The following is a 16,049-nucleotide window of genomic DNA, read 5'->3' on the forward strand; positions in this document are numbered from 1 at the left end:
CATGTGATTTCAGTCAGTTTGCTTATTATAAACTTATAAACTAACAATATAAATCAAAACAACATGAAATTATTGGAAGGTAAGACAGCCCTGATTACAGGTGCTGCACGTGGTATTGGTAAGGCTATCGCATTGAAGTTTGCAGAGGAGGGTGCAAACGTTGCATTCACCGACCTCGTTATCGACGAGAATGGCAAGGCTACAGAGGCAGAGATTGCTGCTTTTGGTGTAAAAGCTAAGGGTTATGCAAGTAATGCAGCAGACTTCGCACAGTCTGAAGAGGTTGTAAAACAGGTTAAGGAGGAATTCGGTTCTATTGATATCCTCATCAATAATGCTGGTATTACGAAAGATGGTCTTATGCTTCGTATGACTGAGCAGCAGTGGGATGCAGTTATCGCGGTAAACCTTAAGAGTGCCTTCAACTTCATTCACGCTTGTGTTCCAGTGATGATGCGTCAGCGTGGTGGTAGCATTATCAACATGGCAAGTGTTGTTGGTGTTCATGGTAATGCTGGTCAGGCTAACTATTCAGCTTCAAAGGCAGGTATGATTGCTCTGGCTAAGAGTGTAGCACAGGAGATGGGCCCTAAGGGAATCCGTGCCAATGCTATTGCTCCAGGCTTCATTGATACAGCTATGACACAGGCTTTGGATGACGATATCCGTAAGGAATGGACCTCAAAGATTCCTCTCCGCCGTGGTGGTACTGTAGAGGATGTAGCAAACACAGCTGTTTACCTTGGTTCTGAACTGTCAAGCTATGTTACAGGTCAGGTTATCCAGGTTGATGGCGGTATGAATATGTAAAGTTTCTTCCCTCCCACCCAACAGCAATGCTGAAAGGGTAGGGAGGGAGAATTTAGTTCGCTTCTATAAATTCTTTACTTATTCGACAAGTGGTTAGACCTTTCTTCTAACACATACAGCGAAAAAGGAAGATTTTATATAAGCTATTTCTCTATAATTGTTACTACTGATAATCTTTTATTATATCTCTCTATAAGGCGTTTCTTACTATGGAAGTACTTTACGAAGATAATCATATCATCATCGTCTACAAAGAGGCAGGTGAGATTGTACAAGGCGATAAAACTGGTGATGAACCTTTGTCAGAGATTGTCAAACAATGGATAAAGGAGAAATACCAGAAACCAGGGAATGTCTTTTTGGGTGTTGTACATAGACTGGACCGTCCTGTAGCAGGATTGGTTGTCTTTGCCAAGACATCAAAAGCACTTACAAGACTAAACGATATGTTCCGCAATGGTGAGGTGCATAAGACTTATTGGGCTATTGTTACGCGTCCACCATTTGAGACAGAGGCTACACTAACAGACTGGCTTGTACGTAACGAACGCCAGAATAAGAGTTATGCTTATAATCACCAAGTACCAACTTCTAAGAAATCTATCTTACATTATAAGGTAATCAATCAGTCAGAACGTTACACACTATTAGAGATTAATCTGATGACAGGTCGTCATCATCAAATCCGTTGTCAGCTGTCTAATATGGACTGCCCTATAAAAGGCGATTTGAAATATGGTGCGCCACGTTCTAATCCAGATGGCAGTATTTGTTTGTTGAGCCATCGCGTTGAATTCATTCACCCTGTTTCAAAGGAGAAGATCTGTATAGAATCACCACTGCCAAAAGACAACTTATGGCAAGCAATAGGTAAATTATAATAGAGAAAGCCTAATTTTAGTAAGACTGATAGCCCCAGCTTTCGTTGGTTATTACCATCCGCACAACATGTGCGGGGCATCAACACGATATGTGCGAGGCCTCAACACAATATGTGTGGAAGCATCGCACATAATAAGATAAGTATTAAAACTTCAAGAGAAGATAGTCAAATAAACTATATTTCCTCCTTAATTTATTCCATGTTCATTCAATGCTTTAGCATACTTAGCAGCATTCACTTGATGTTCTTCGTATGTCTTGGCAAAGTTATGTGTACCACTAAAATCCTCCTTAGCACACATGTAGATATAATCATGATGAACATAATTCAATACAGCATCAATAGCTGCCACTGATGGAATACGTATTGGGCCAGGAGGAAGACCGCGATATTTATAGGTATTATAAGGATTATCAATCGTAAGCCACTTCTGATAGATACGATGAGCAGTAAAGTTCTTTGTAGCAAACTTTATTGTTGGATCAGCCTGTAAAGGCATATTCATGTGTAAACGATTGATATACATACCGGCAATCTTTGGCATTTCTGCCTCATTATCGGTTTCTTCGTCAACAATACTTGCAAGCGTAACAATCTCACTTTCAGTAAAGCCAGCCTGTTTCGCTTTCTCTTTACGTTCAAAGTTCCAGAACTTCTTGTTCTCTTCACTCATCTTATCGAGAAACTTATCGACTGAAGTATTCCAATAGAAATCGTATGTATTAGGAATAAACATTGCAGGGATGGTTTCTGGAGTAAAACCATACTTCTTACAAGTTTCTTTTGACTTAAGACGAGAAAGGAGTTCTGAACGTGAGAACATCAGCTTTTCGCTCACATCAGTGGCAAGATCTTCAATCGTTCTTACTGACCTAATCGTAATCTTCACAGGGGCTTGAAGACCATTAATAATATGACGTGAAGTCTGAAGAGAACCAGAAGAACCAACAGTAAATCTACCAGGACGGATATGATTTGAATATCCCATAATTCCAGCAAGCTGCTTGAATACCCAAAAACCTTGAGGAGTTGAGATTGGCTGAAGCTTAGCATATACTGAGTCTATATTGTCGTTCTCGTCAATAAGAACATATTTTTCTTTCCCTGTACGGGACATTCCCGAGAAGAAAAGAAAGTATGCTACACCTGCTAATATTGCAAAAATTGCAACAATAATCCAACGGGACGTTGTCCCTTTGTTCTTTCCTTTAGATTTTGCCATCGTCTTTACTTTATAATTCTGAAGTGCAAAGGTACAATTTTAAAGTACAAAACGAGCAATGACATGCGACTTTGATTATATCTTTTTTGAAATTTAAGAGAAAAGATAAGCTATTGTCTGCATAATTGTGTACTTTTGTCTGAGGTAAACAAAAGGATAATGAAAGAATTTGATACATATATCTTTGATTTAGATGGTACATTGCTAAGTACATTAAACGACTTGGCTGCAAGTACAAACTATGCACTTCGTTGGGCTGGAATGCCTGAACGTACAATAGAAGAAATACGTATGTTTGTGGGAAATGGAGTAAAACTACTCATGGAACGTGCCATTCCTAATGGTGTTAATAACCCTAAGTTTGAGGAGACTTACGCCAAGTTTCGTGAACATTATTTGGAGCATAATCTTGATACAACCAGTCCTTACGATGGTATTCCAGAGTTATTACGCGAATTAAAACGTCGTGGTAAGAAGCTTGCTATTGTAAGCAATAAGTTTTATGCAGCAACACAAGACCTTGCAAAACATTTCTTTCCAGACACAATAAAGGTGGCAATAGGAGAGCGCGAGACTATCAGAAAGAAGCCTGCACCAGACACAGTATTGGAGGCTCTTCGGCAATTAGGAGCGTCAAAGGAAGGTGCTGTATATATTGGTGACAGTGATGTAGATATAATGACAGCCAAAAACTGCGGATTACCATGTATCAGTGTGCTTTGGGGATTTCGTGATAAAGATTTTTTAATACAGCATGGTGGCACGATATTCGTTAATAAACCATCTGAGATTTTAGGCGAATAATCTTTTTGCTTATTCTTACGTGCTATATATGAAGTCATAGAGGCTTTATATATAGCAATTCTTTTTAATTCCAATCGACCTTTAAAAAGAATGATAAATAGGGCTTTACAAGCTCTATTTATCATAACTACCATTATCTTAATAACAATAAACACGTTTTGTGTTCGTGCTCAGCACATATGGTGCTTATCATCAACACCATATGTGTTAGGCATAAAAACGTTGCGTAAAGATAGCAAAATTGAATTTATTCATGGTGATATGGTTCACCTTTTATAATTGTGCAAGCACGATAAAGTTGTTCTGTAAAGATGAGTCTGACCATCTGATGTGAAAAAGTCATACGTGACAACGAGATCTTTTCATTGGCACGTACATAAACATCTGGGGAAAAACCATAGGGTCCACCAATGATAAAAATAAGTCGTCGAGCCGTATTTTGTTTTTGTTTCAACCAATTCGCATATTCAACAGAACGGAATTCTGCACCATGTTCGTCTAACAAAACGACCGTGTCAGAAGGCTGAATTTCTTTCAAAATCAATTCACCTTCCTTTTGTTTTTGTTGATCTTCAGAAAGGCTTTTCGTATTTTTTAATTCTGGGATTGTAGTAATACTAAACGGCATATAATGCTCAATACGACTGACATAATCATCTATACCAACCTTAAATATCTTACTCTGCGTTTTCCCAACAAGGATGAGTATCGTCTTCATATTAAAACTTCTTTATTTCTTCCCACAGTCTTTGCACTGGCAATCCCATAACATTAAAATAGTTACCGTTAATAGATGTAACTCCAACATAGCCAATCCATTCTTGAATACCATAAGCTCCTGCTTTATCGAAAGGCTTATAATGCTCTATGTAATAGGTAATTTCATCTTCTGAAAGCTGCTTAAAAGTCACATCAGTAGTCACTGAGAAAGCATGTTCCTTATCGGTTGTCAACAAACAAACACCCGTAATGACCTGATGCGTTCTACCACTGATAAGCTGAAGCATACGACGTGCATCCTCTGCATCCTTAGGCTTTCCAAGAACTTCATTTCCAACAATTACCACCGTATCAGCCGTAATAACAAGGTCGCCCTCCCCTATCAATGTACGATAGGGGGCTGCCTTCTCACGAGAAATATAGCCAGCTACTTCAGCGGCAGGTAGATTATCAGGATAAGACTCATCAATATCAGGCAGTACTTTTACCTCAAAATCCAAGTCCAAACCACCTAAAAGTTCACGACGACGCGGCGAATTACTCGCAAGTATTATACGTTTCATTATATTACAGTTTACCAGCCAAAAGCCTTTTCATTCAACACCCATTTCCCTTGAGCCTTCATCACCTGCTCAAGAATATCACGTGCAACACCATATCCTCCTTTGCTATCACTAACGTAGGTTGATATCTCTTTGATTTCTGCACAAGCATCCTTTGGACAGCAAGGACAACCAGCACGCTTCATCACTTCGTAATCAGGAATGTCATCACCTACATATATGATTTCTTCTTCTTTCAAATCATACTTCTTAAGGAACTCTTCCCAAGTGCGTATCTTCATTGAACAACTAATATAAACATCCTTAACGCCAAGATATTCATAGCGTGAACGAACATTATCGTTATGTCCACCAGTCATAATCGCAAGCTGTAGCCCATGCTTTACAGCCAACTGAATAGCATAACCATCCTTAATATTAATCGTACGTAGTGGGTCACCCTTTTCATCCATCTGAATGGTAGAAGCAGACAATACGCCATCAACATCAAAGACAACAGCCTTTATCTTTCGTAAATCGTAGTTTATCATATAAATAAGTATAATCAATTTAGATTGTAAATAACTATATTATAACAAGTTACATCTACATATTAGAGTTTATTATTAATCTATCTTTTGTCTAAAGTGAGATTATCCACCAGCGGATTAATCCCCTTTGAAAGCATCTTATAAAGTTCCTGCAAATCCTCTTTGCCATTCATCAACTCCAACTGTTTACTCATTACATTCCTATCTCCACGCACTGCAGGTCCCGTCTGTGCCTCCTTTGGACTGATTTTCTGTATCTTTTCTGTTGTTTCATTTATCAATGGCAACATCACATCGAACGGAATACCATGCTCACCGAGAATGTCTGAAGCCACCGTATAACAGTAATTTGTAAAGTTACAAGCCCAAACAGCAGCTAAATGTAGATACTTCCTATCTGCGGAAGACAACCTTATCACACGCTGAGTAACTTTATTAGCAAGACTCCTAATAACATCCTCCGTCTCAATAGAATTGCCCTCAATAAACACTGGGACACGCTCGAAATCCACATCCTTAGTCTTAGAGAACGTTTGCATGGGATAGAATACGCCATAACGCAGTGCCTTTCCTTCAAAACAACTCATTGGCATAGAGCCTGCTGTATGGAGAAAAAGCTTGTTTCCCCTACCCTTACAGACCTCTGAAATCAACTCACAGAGAACACTATCTTTCACAGAAAAGATGTATATATCTGCCTCATCGCGAAGTGCTTTTATATCTGTTAACCACTCTGCCTCAAGCAACTCAGCTAACGTTCGGGCAGAATCTTCAGTACGACTATACACCTGACTGATAATGACACCAGCCTTTTTCAACGACTTACCTAACTGTGTGGCAAGATTACCAGCACCAATCAATGTAACCTTCATCATGCCAACAAATTTAATAATTTTAAAGGAAATATGTCGGGAAGTCATCGCCTTTTTAATAAAGATTTACTACTTTTGCGCATACTGGCACATAAACCAGCAGTATATTAAACTTTAAACGGATAGAAACACGTATGAAATTTATTGGAATTATCCCCGCTCGCTATAGTTCTTCACGCTTTCCTGGTAAACCTTTAGCAATACTTGGAGGAAAAGCCGTAATAGAACATGTTTACAGACAGGTAAGTAGTGTGATGGAAGATGTATTTGTTGCCACAGACGATCAACGTATCTACGATGCTGTTGAGGCGTTTGGCGGTAAGGCTATAATGACTCGTTCCGACCATCAGAGTGGCACAGACAGAATCTGCGAAGCCCTCGACAAGGTGGGTGGAGACTTTGATGTCGTTATCAACATACAGGGTGACGAACCTTTCATACAGAGAAGTCAGCTTGAAACTGTCATGCAGTGTTTTGACGATCCACGCACACAGATAGCGACACTTGGCAAACCTTTTGACTCAATGGAGGCAGTGGAGAATCCTAACTCACCTAAGATTGTACTCGACAATGATGGTTATGCACTTTATTTCTCTCGCTCAGTCATTCCTTTTGTACGTGGAAAAGAAAGTGCAGAGTGGCTCACTCATTTTCCATTCCTCAAACACATCGGGCTCTATGCTTACCGTACAGAAGTGCTACGTGAAGTAAGTCGTCTGCCACAGTCCTCACTTGAGTTAGCAGAAAGTCTTGAACAGCTACGCTGGTTACAGAATGGTTATAAAATAAAAGTTGGTCTTACGGATGTTGAAACCATCGGTATTGATACGCCAGAAGACCTTCAGCGCGCTGAAGAAAAATTGCGTAGCCTATAAAAACAAGGGCTGAAAGCATAAGAAACAGACTTCAGTACAACTCGTCTAAGAACTATATCAAATACTTTTGTCCGAACGTTGCCTACTTTGTTAGCCACGTTCGGACAAAATAATACAAATAAAGATGACTAAAATATGGGCGCATACAAAGGAAATTTTATTACAAAGCGTCCACTGATTTTATCTTAAAAGACAGCCTAAAACAGCCCTAAGTATCACTTTTATAACTAACTAATTATCAAACCATTATAAACCACTATTTCAAAAGATGCTTAATTGGCTTCTTAAAGGGCGTTAGTAAGACCTCAAAAGGGCATCTTTAGCAAGCCAAAAGGGCGTCTTTTCAAAGCCAAAAGAGCATCTATTGGTTTTTTATATACAAATTTATCTTTACAAATAAGACTATCTTTAACATGCAAAATCCTATAAAATAGAGATTGCCCATTACAAACTAAAATCACTAACACATCAAAGCAGACAACAAGTTAATATCTATCTATGATAGAACTTCAAAACAACTATAAAAGTCGACAACATATTTTTCAAGCAACAAAAGCCCTCTTTTAGTAGAAATTTATGCTTTAATTCAGCTGATAATCAACAAATATTAGCTACCTTTGCACAAGAAAACTCCTTTTAAGATATGAATAACAGATACATGATGCGCGGCGTAAGTGCTGCAAAGGAAGATGTGCATAATGCCATCAAGAACATTGACAAAGGTCTTTACCCACAGGCTTTCTGTAAGATTATCCCTGATATTCTTGGCGGAGACCCAGAGTATTGCAACATTATGCATGCCGATGGTGCTGGAACAAAGTCTGCACTGGCTTATATGTATTGGAAGGAGACGGGCGATTTAAGCGTATGGCGTGGCATTGCACAGGATGCTATCGTAATGAATACAGACGACTTGCTCTGTGTGGGTGCGGTAGACAACATCCTTGTTAGCTCAACCATTGGTCGCAACAAGATGCTTGTACCGGGCGAGGTTATCTCAGCTATCATCAATGGTACGGACGAACTCTTGGCTGATATGCGCAAGATGGGTATTGGCATTTACCCTACTGGTGGTGAGACAGCAGATGTTGGCGACCTTGTTCGTACAATTATCGTAGATTCTACTGTTACCTGCCGTATGCGCCGTGAAGATGTTATTGACAATGCAAATATCCGTCCGGGCGATGTGATAGTAGGTCTTTCATCTACTGGTCAAGCTACATACGAGACACGCTATAACGGTGGTATGGGTAGCAATGGTCTGACTTCTGCACGCCATGATGTGTTTGCTAAATATCTTGCCGAAAACTATCCAGAGAGTTATGACCACGCAGTACCAGAGGATTTGGTATACAGTGGTAAGTATAAGTTAACCGATGCCGTTGAAGGAAGTCCTATCAATGCAGGCGAATTAGTACTTTCTCCTACTCGCACATACGCTCCTGTCATCAAGCAATTGTTGGACGAGTTGCGCCCAGAGGTTCATGGTATGGTACATTGTACAGGTGGTGCACAAACGAAAGTACTACACTTCGTAAATGAGAATTGCCGTGTCATCAAAGACAATATGTTCCCAGTTCCTCCACTCTTCCGTGCTATTAAGGAGTGTAGCGGTACAGACTGGAAGGAGATGTATCAGGTATTCAACATGGGTCATCGTATGGAAATCTATGTTCGTCCAGAGATTGCTGAGCAGGTTATTGCCATCAGTAAGGAGTTCAACATCGATGCACAGATTGTCGGACACATCGAAGAAGGCAAGCGTAGCTTAACTATTAAGAGTGAGTTTGGCACATTTGAATATTGATAATTCACAATTATAACTTCACAATTTACAATTAGAAATATTGTTATTCTCCAAGTGTGAGAATACGCACTTTCATGTATCAGATTGTTTCTGATTGTGGATGCTGAACGATAGGTTATGAATTAAACTAAAAGATTATGATAGATAACAACAGTATATTACAAAAACTCGACGGACTTGAGGCCCGTTATGAAGAAGTATCAACGCTTATAACAGACCCAAGTGTCATTTCAGATCAGTCACGTTATGTGAAACTGACAAAGGAATATAAGGACCTTGGCGACATTATGGATGCTCGTCGCCGTTATATCAACTGTCTTACCACTATCAAAGAGGCAAAAGATATCATTACCAATGAGAGTGATGCGGAGATGAAAGAGATGGCACGTGAGGAGTTATCAGAGAATGAAGCGCTTCAACCTGCACTCGAAGAGGAAATCAAGTTGCTACTTGTACCAAAGGATCCAGAGGACGCAAAGAACGTTCAGATGGAGATTCGCGGTGGTGCTGGTGGTGATGAAGCTGCGCTCTTTGCTGGTGATCTCTTTAATATGTACAAGCGTTATTGCGACAAGAAGGGCTGGAAGCTCTCTATCACTTCCGTTTCTGAGGGTACTGCAGGTGGATTTAAAGAGATTGACTTTGCCGTTGAGGGTGATAATGTCTATGGTACCTTAAAGTATGAGTCAGGTGTTCACCGCGTACAGCGTGTACCTGCTACTGAGACACAAGGTCGTATGCACACATCCGCTGCGACAGTAGCCGTATTGCCAGAGGCTGATAAGTTCGAAGTAAATATCAACGAAGGCGATATCAAGTGGGATACTTTCCGTTCCAGTGGTGCTGGTGGTCAGAACGTAAATAAGGTTGAATCTGGTGTACGTCTACGCTATCCATGGAAGAATCCTAACACGGGTGAGGTAGAAGAAATCCTTATCGAGTGTACCGAAACACGTGATCAGCCAAAGAATAAGGAGCGCGCATTGAGCCGTCTTTATACTTACATCTATGACCACGAGCATCAGAAGTATGTTGATGACATCGCAAGTCGCCGTAAGACTTTGGTCTCAACAGGTGACCGAAGTGCCAAGATTCGTACATATAACTACCCACAAGGCCGTGTTACCGACCACCGTATCGGCTTCACTACTCACGACTTACAGGGCTTCATGAATGGTGAAATCCAAGATATGATTGACGCTTTGACCGTTGCAGAAAATGCAGAAAAGTTGAAGGAAACAGAGTTATAACAACTAATATTAAGTAGATATGAGCAACGAAACTAAAGCTAAGAAAGAAAGCAAGTTAGATATTGACAACAACTTTGACTTGCAACTTGTAAAAACGTTGAGCCCAGCACTTAGATGGATACTTGTATTACCAATAGCGTTCCTTACAATGTTTGTAATTCAAATTGGATATGGTTTCATCGTTAAACTCATATTATCGAACTTTGCTCGAGATGGTATTGTGAGCATAATCGGCAATAGTACTGTTATGCTTGCTAAGTACACTATGTTCGTAATAGCAGCAACATCAACTGCTCCAGTTGCACGCAACAAGAAGTTCATTGTAGCTATCGTGTCAGCACTTATCGGTGCATTGCTATGTGTGGGAGGTACAGCCATCGCCATTTCAGTTGCTGTTTCAACCGATAACACTATGTTAATCGCAACATTTGTAGCTTCAATGGTTGGCTTGCTATTAGGTATATGGAAGGTTCATAGTTCTATCTCTAAGCCTGTAGCAGAGGAAGACAAAGCTTCGCAGCTATAAGAAGTAACTACAAGAAAAGCTATGTCAAAATTTAGGGGCGTATGGTTCGTGTATCTGTTATATAACATTACTTACAGACATAGGAACCGTACGCCTTTGAAAATACAACAGTTAGTCATTAAAAATACCCTTTTGATTAATTCTAAAAAAGATAACCTTTATGAACAGACAACAGTTAATCAACGAGATTTTCACAAAGAAGACATTCTTATGTGTGGGACTTGACACTGATATCAACAAGATACCAGCGCACTTGAAGAATGAGGATGACCCTATCTTTGCTTTCAACAAGGCAATCATTGATGCAACAGCACCTTATTGCGTTGCCTACAAACCCAACCTCGCTTTTTATGAGTGCTATGGCTTAAAGGGTATGTTAGCGTTTGAAAAGACTATTCAATATATAAAGGAGAATCATCCAAACCACTTTATCATTGCTGATGCTAAGCGTGGTGATATCGGTAACACATCTAAGATGTATGCCCAGACGTTCTTCGAAGAGTATAATCTTGATTCTGTTACTGTTGCTCCATACATGGGCGAAGACAGTGTAAAGCCTTTCCTTGAGTATGACGGAAAGTGGGTTATCTTGCTTGCATTGACAAGTAACAAAGGTAGCCATGACTTCCAGCTAACTGAAGATAATCAAGGTGAACGCCTCTTTGAGAAGGTCTTAAAGAAGTCACAGGAATGGGGAACAACCGAAAATCTCATGTACGTTGTAGGTGCAACACAAGGCAAGATGTTTGAAGATATCCGCCGTATGGCACCAGAACATTTCCTCTTGGTACCAGGTGTTGGTGCACAAGGTGGTAGCTTGCAGGAGGTTTGTAAGTATGGAATGACAAAGGATTGTGGCCTGCTGGTGAACTCATCACGTGGTATTATCTACGCAAGCACTGATACTGACTTCGCTGAAGTGGCTGCTGTAAAGGCAAAAGAACTGCAAGAAGAAATGGCTGTTGAACTGGAACGTATTGCAAAATAACGATATACATCAATCAAAAAGAAAAGGCTCAGTAGACAAACGAAGATGTTGTCGACTGAGCCTTTTTACTTATTTCGCATTCAGAGTAATAAGAATAGTTCTTCTGTTAAATGCATAGATTGGATTAGAATAAAGACTTATACTCTCCTTAAGACAATACCATTTATTCCCATTCTTTTAGTTTTTGTAAACTATTTTCGTGCGACTTAAACTCAAGACATGCTCTTTTAGCTTCTTAAAGACGCCTAATTGACTGCCAAAAGGTGCCCTTTTGAAGTCTAACTAACGCCCTTTTGAAACCCAATTAAGCACCTTTTATTTTGCTACTTTATAACTATTTGATTATCTGTTGGTTGCAAAGTTGCTTTTTGAGCGGCTTTGTACTTGACTTAGAAGAAGGTTTAAGCAAAGAAATGTAATAATCTTTCAAAGCCTTATCTATATTTTTTAAGTGTTGAAATTAAAAAGCTTTCCATGTCGAGGGCTGATAATAATATAGGCAGATGGCTGTCTTAGCTATGTTTTTATTTAATGAGCAACTTCGTTTTTTCCGTTAAAGCTATACGAAAAGTATACACATTTAACGGAAGAACCTTAAAAACGATATCCGAATCCGAGGTTAAGATAGATAGGATAAAGTCCGAAGCTAATCGTCTTGAAATCACTTTCAAAGATGTTATTGAATGCCCATGTAAGGTCAGCATTGACTGTGAAGTGATTGAAAGCACGCCATGTTGCACCTAACTGACCACCCCACTGAAAGTGACGAAGGTTAGATGAGAAATCATATGACGCTGTATTGCCATCAGCAAAAGTAAGTTTCTCTCCCACAGGAGTACCTTCACGCAGATAACCATCACTTACGTTACCCGTAAACTGACCATCTAACTTGATAGAAGAGTAAAGCCCTGCACGCACCTTCCAGCGATCATTGAAACAATAGTTTGCCATAATAGGAATGGTGAGGAGGGTTGTATTATAGTTTGTCTTTACATAACCCGTCCAGTAACCAGCCACACGACTACCATCATTGAGAATTTCCATGCTATAGTTTTTCACGTTTGCACCAGTTATCATACCCTTTTCTTCAAACTTCAAACCAGTAGAAACACCCCACTTCTGGTCCTTACCGAGCCATTTAGTGACTGTTCCCTCTAACGTTCCATTGAACTTTGGACTATAACTACTTATCTCTCTTATTTCTACAGGCATAGGAAGCGGAGAAGCACCACCAATATTTACGCCAGCTTTTACCTCATATTCCCAGCCATTTTGTTCTGCACTGCTTAGTGAAGAAGTGCGGTCTGTTTGTGCAAAGGCTGTCGTTGCGCAGCTCATTGCCATGATTGCAACTGCAATAATATGTTGTCTCATTTGTCTTATTTTATCTTTAATATCTTTGTGTTAACTCTCAAACCATTAAACTCGTTACTTGTCAACTACAAACAACTACTACTCAGAGTATAACTTCAGTTCATCCACATAGAGCGTACTACCAACAGCACCATTGAAGAAGGCACCATCCTTACTTGATGACATGATGATAGCAAGGCTATACTTACCATTCTTCAACTTCTCACTGTCAACATTGCGACCTGCTACAGGCTCAAATGAGATAGAGAAACGTGTCCATTCGTCTGTTTCCTTTGCATTCTTAAGCTGTGCAAGGAGGACAATACGGTCACTGGTTAATGAATTGGTACCATCAAGATACTCCACTCCGTCGCCTGTTTCAAAGAGTACTGCGTAAATTGCCAAACTATCCTTACGCCCTTTGATATCCTTCTTATCCTTATCTTGGAACTTCTCTCCAGCCTTATATTTATAGTAGCCAATCAACTCCTTAGGCATCTTGTAGAATGGACGACCAAAGTGAGTTGACTTTGCTGGGTTACCCATATCAATTTGGAAATCACCTGTAAAGAGATTACCTGCTGCTATTGGGGCACCGAACATAGCACCAAGGAAACCCGTGCTAACAGTTGTCAGCTTCAGACACTTACCCACATAACCATTTTCTGCTTGACTTGTTGGGTATTCAGTTGCCTTACTATCACCCATAAGGAATGACACACCAGAGTTACCACTACCCCACTCTGCAAGATTACCATCATCCGTCTTGTCAACGAAAGTGTGATACTTACTGGTAGAATCAACCTTAAGCGTCTCAAAATGGTAATCAGTTGCAACATCATTACTTACAAATGACACCTTATAAGTCTTCTTCCACTGACCGTCTTGTGAGGTCACTGTATAGCTCTGAGGCTGTGTAAAGTTTAACTTAGTACCACTCTCAGGCTCAATCTTAGCACCTTCAGTGAGCTTAAACATTGGAGCCAAGTTAGTTAAGTCTTCCCAACCATTGACATAGAATAGTACTTCATTATTTGTGATAACAGGCTTACGGACCAGTGTTGTACCGTCAACCATAACATCTGTAATATCTGCTTCCGCATTTAATGCTTCCTCCTTAATACAAGAAGAAAGTAAGAGTCCTGCCATCATTGCAAGCATCATTGGTCTAAATAACTTCATTAGATTATGCGATTAATTATTAAAAATAGACGAATTATCACTGCAAAGGTACGTAAAAAAAACTGTATAAGAAAGAGATAAAGCTATATGATGATCAAAGTAAGGAACACACACATTAAAATTATATAAAGAATAAAGTCTTTTATGTAATTATATCTCAGCATTAAAGATTATTCTCTCAATAAAATAATGTATCTTTGCAAGCAAATATATCACACTGATAAACATAGAAAAACAAATATGGCAAAAGTATTAGTAACAGGTGCTAACAAAGGCATTGGCTATGGTATCTGTAAGTTTTTAGGCAAGAGTGGCTGGCAGGTAATCGTTGGTGCGCGTCATAGTGAACGTGCCGAGGAGGCGATGAAGTCATTGAAAGCTGAGGGAGTGGACGTGATTGGATGGCAATACGTCAATCTATCAGACAATGCTTCTTTGGAGCAAACAGCAAAAGAAGTAAAAGAGAAATATCATGACTTGGAACTATTGGTAAACAATGCTGGTATTCCTGGCGATATGGAAGTAGCAAGTTATGAGTCAGAGCTAAAGGATGTAATAGATACCGTACAAGTAAACTATGTCGGAACATTCTGCTTGACAAAGGCACTTACCCCATTACTCTCTGCAAACAAAGGAAGAATTGTGAACATAACCGTACCATCTGAAGTAAGTCCTTACTGGCATCCAATGGCTTACGTAGCCAGCAAAGCAGCACAGAATGCAATGACCAGCATTATGGCTATGGAATTTGAGAAGAACAACATACCTGTTGAAATATTCAATATCCACCCTGGTGCTACGACAACCGATTTAAATAACCATTATACAGGACCAGGTTCTCACTCGATAGATGTTGTTAGTGAGAAGATTGCAGAGGTTATTAATGATGGGGAAAAGCATCAAGGAGAGTTTGTTGAACTATATCCTATCGTTGACGAAGGACGATAGTTTAGACTAAAAGAACATCTCTTTTGTTTCCTTCCAATAAACATTGCTATTATACTCCTTTACTCTCTACGCCATTGGCACCTCTGTTGCTCCGTGTGAGATTTATACCAAAAAGGAAAGAAATATATTGACAAAATATTCAAAGAAAAGGTAGGGAAATAACTTAAAAGCAAGTTCTTTTATCACCTTTGTAAGTTATTTGCTATCAAGCAGTTGAAAAGATAGATTTGAAAAGGTGCTTTGTAAGGGTTCAAAAGGGCGTTAGTAAGACCTCAAAAGGGCATCTTTTGCAAGCTAAAAGGGCGTTAATTGCAAGCCATTTGGTGGTCTTTTAAAAATCAGTATGTGAAAAATTAGGACAAACAGTATCTGTAAAAGTTTAGAATGATAAGGGTTTCCACTTGCATTTAGACTTTTAGGACATAACACACTGAGTACTTTTAAATTTCTTGTTGCAAATTTAGAGTTGCTCTGTATACCTTATTATATAATGGCTTTTTATCACTCTATATTTTAGAAAAACCATTTTTCACCTTCTAATCACTCCTATTTCTATGCCTAATAACTGTATTTATAATACCTATTTCTAATACGATTACCTTCCATTACTTTGTCAAATGAAGGTAACTAAAGTTTGTTTAAATAGTTTTGCATTAAAAGTTTTGATTTACAAAAACTAATTTGTATTTTTACACTCGAAACCCTAAACAATCATT

Annotated in this window: 16 protein-coding genes; 9 read left to right on the forward strand and 7 right to left on the reverse strand. The window is 39.3% G+C overall.

Annotated elements, in window-relative coordinates:
• Window positions 1-63: 63 nt before the first annotated feature.
• Together fabG and HMPREF1505_RS09245 are read left to right on the forward strand one after the other, a co-directional pair.
• The gene (gene fabG, locus HMPREF1505_RS09240) at window positions 64-810 is read left to right on the forward strand and encodes a 3-oxoacyl-[acyl-carrier-protein] reductase (RefSeq protein WP_013265181.1); all 747 of its coding nucleotides are present in this window, start codon (window positions 64-66) and stop codon (window positions 808-810) included.
• A gap of 209 nt (window positions 811-1,019) precedes the next feature.
• On the forward strand, window positions 1,020-1,691 hold the full coding sequence (locus tag HMPREF1505_RS09245) for an RluA family pseudouridine synthase (protein ID WP_004359822.1): 672 nt from the start codon (window positions 1,020-1,022) through the stop codon (window positions 1,689-1,691).
• Between the two features lie 189 nt (window positions 1,692-1,880).
• Here HMPREF1505_RS09245 and mltG read toward each other — a convergent pair whose 3' ends face one another.
• Entirely contained in the window at window positions 1,881-2,915 is a 1,035-nt protein-coding gene (mltG, locus tag HMPREF1505_RS09250) for an endolytic transglycosylase MltG (protein WP_036924853.1), read from the reverse strand.
• 159 nt (window positions 2,916-3,074) lie between these two features.
• Between mltG and HMPREF1505_RS09255 the strand changes: the two genes are divergently transcribed.
• On the forward strand, window positions 3,075-3,719 hold the full coding sequence (locus tag HMPREF1505_RS09255) for an HAD family hydrolase (protein ID WP_036924854.1): 645 nt from the start codon (window positions 3,075-3,077) through the stop codon (window positions 3,717-3,719).
• A 247-nt stretch (window positions 3,720-3,966) separates the two neighbouring features.
• Here HMPREF1505_RS09255 and rlmH read toward each other — a convergent pair whose 3' ends face one another.
• The 4 genes from rlmH to HMPREF1505_RS09275 all read right to left on the reverse strand — a co-directional run bounded on the left by rlmH (window position 3,967) and on the right by HMPREF1505_RS09275 (window position 6,407).
• Window positions 3,967-4,437, reverse strand: a complete 471-nt coding sequence (gene rlmH / locus HMPREF1505_RS09260; RefSeq protein ID WP_036924855.1) for a 23S rRNA (pseudouridine(1915)-N(3))-methyltransferase RlmH — start codon at window positions 4,435-4,437, stop codon at window positions 3,967-3,969.
• Between the two features lies 1 nt (window position 4,438).
• A complete protein-coding gene (locus HMPREF1505_RS09265) occupies window positions 4,439-5,002 on the reverse strand; it encodes a Maf-like protein (protein WP_036924856.1) in 564 nt (187 codons plus the stop codon).
• Window positions 5,003-5,013: 11 nt separating this feature from the next.
• Window positions 5,014-5,532, reverse strand: coding sequence for an HAD family hydrolase (locus tag HMPREF1505_RS09270; RefSeq protein WP_036924857.1), 519 nt, complete (start codon window positions 5,530-5,532; stop codon window positions 5,014-5,016).
• 80 nt (window positions 5,533-5,612) lie between these two features.
• Entirely contained in the window at window positions 5,613-6,407 is a 795-nt protein-coding gene (locus tag HMPREF1505_RS09275; protein WP_081722949.1) for a Rossmann-like and DUF2520 domain-containing protein, read from the reverse strand.
• A gap of 131 nt (window positions 6,408-6,538) precedes the next feature.
• Between HMPREF1505_RS09275 and kdsB the strand changes: the two genes are divergently transcribed.
• The 5 genes from kdsB to pyrF all read left to right on the forward strand — a co-directional run bounded on the left by kdsB (window position 6,539) and on the right by pyrF (window position 11,850).
• Window positions 6,539-7,279 (forward strand): 3-deoxy-manno-octulosonate cytidylyltransferase, encoded by a 741-nt coding sequence (kdsB, locus tag HMPREF1505_RS09280; protein ID WP_036924858.1) that lies wholly within the window; start codon window positions 6,539-6,541, stop codon window positions 7,277-7,279.
• 643 nt (window positions 7,280-7,922) lie between these two features.
• A complete protein-coding gene (locus HMPREF1505_RS09285; protein WP_036924859.1) occupies window positions 7,923-9,086 on the forward strand; it encodes an AIR synthase-related protein in 1,164 nt (387 codons plus the stop codon).
• A 137-nt stretch (window positions 9,087-9,223) separates the two neighbouring features.
• On the forward strand, window positions 9,224-10,336 hold the full coding sequence (gene prfA / locus HMPREF1505_RS09290; RefSeq protein WP_036924860.1) for a peptide chain release factor 1: 1,113 nt from the start codon (window positions 9,224-9,226) through the stop codon (window positions 10,334-10,336).
• 19 nt (window positions 10,337-10,355) lie between these two features.
• A complete protein-coding gene (locus HMPREF1505_RS09295; RefSeq protein ID WP_036924861.1) occupies window positions 10,356-10,862 on the forward strand; it encodes a hypothetical protein in 507 nt (168 codons plus the stop codon).
• Between the two features lie 160 nt (window positions 10,863-11,022).
• Window positions 11,023-11,850, forward strand: coding sequence for an orotidine-5'-phosphate decarboxylase (gene pyrF, locus HMPREF1505_RS09300; RefSeq protein WP_036924863.1), 828 nt, complete (start codon window positions 11,023-11,025; stop codon window positions 11,848-11,850).
• Window positions 11,851-12,444: 594 nt separating this feature from the next.
• On the opposite strand, the gene HMPREF1505_RS09305 is transcribed toward pyrF, so the two are convergent.
• A complete protein-coding gene (locus HMPREF1505_RS09305; protein WP_036924865.1) occupies window positions 12,445-13,224 on the reverse strand; it encodes a porin family protein in 780 nt (259 codons plus the stop codon).
• Between the two features lie 78 nt (window positions 13,225-13,302).
• Entirely contained in the window at window positions 13,303-14,385 is a 1,083-nt protein-coding gene (locus HMPREF1505_RS09310) for a PCMD domain-containing protein (RefSeq protein WP_036924867.1), read from the reverse strand.
• Between the two features lie 240 nt (window positions 14,386-14,625).
• On the opposite strand from HMPREF1505_RS09310, the gene HMPREF1505_RS09315 reads away from it, so the two are divergent.
• Complete coding sequence (locus tag HMPREF1505_RS09315; protein ID WP_036924868.1) at window positions 14,626-15,333, forward strand: SDR family NAD(P)-dependent oxidoreductase; 708 nt, start codon at window positions 14,626-14,628, stop codon at window positions 15,331-15,333.
• The last annotated feature ends 716 nt before the right edge of the window (window positions 15,334-16,049 follow it).

The sequence above is a fragment of the Prevotella sp. ICM33 genome (assembly GCF_000517825.1).
In the GTDB taxonomy this organism is placed as follows: domain Bacteria; phylum Bacteroidota; class Bacteroidia; order Bacteroidales; family Bacteroidaceae; genus Prevotella; species Prevotella melaninogenica.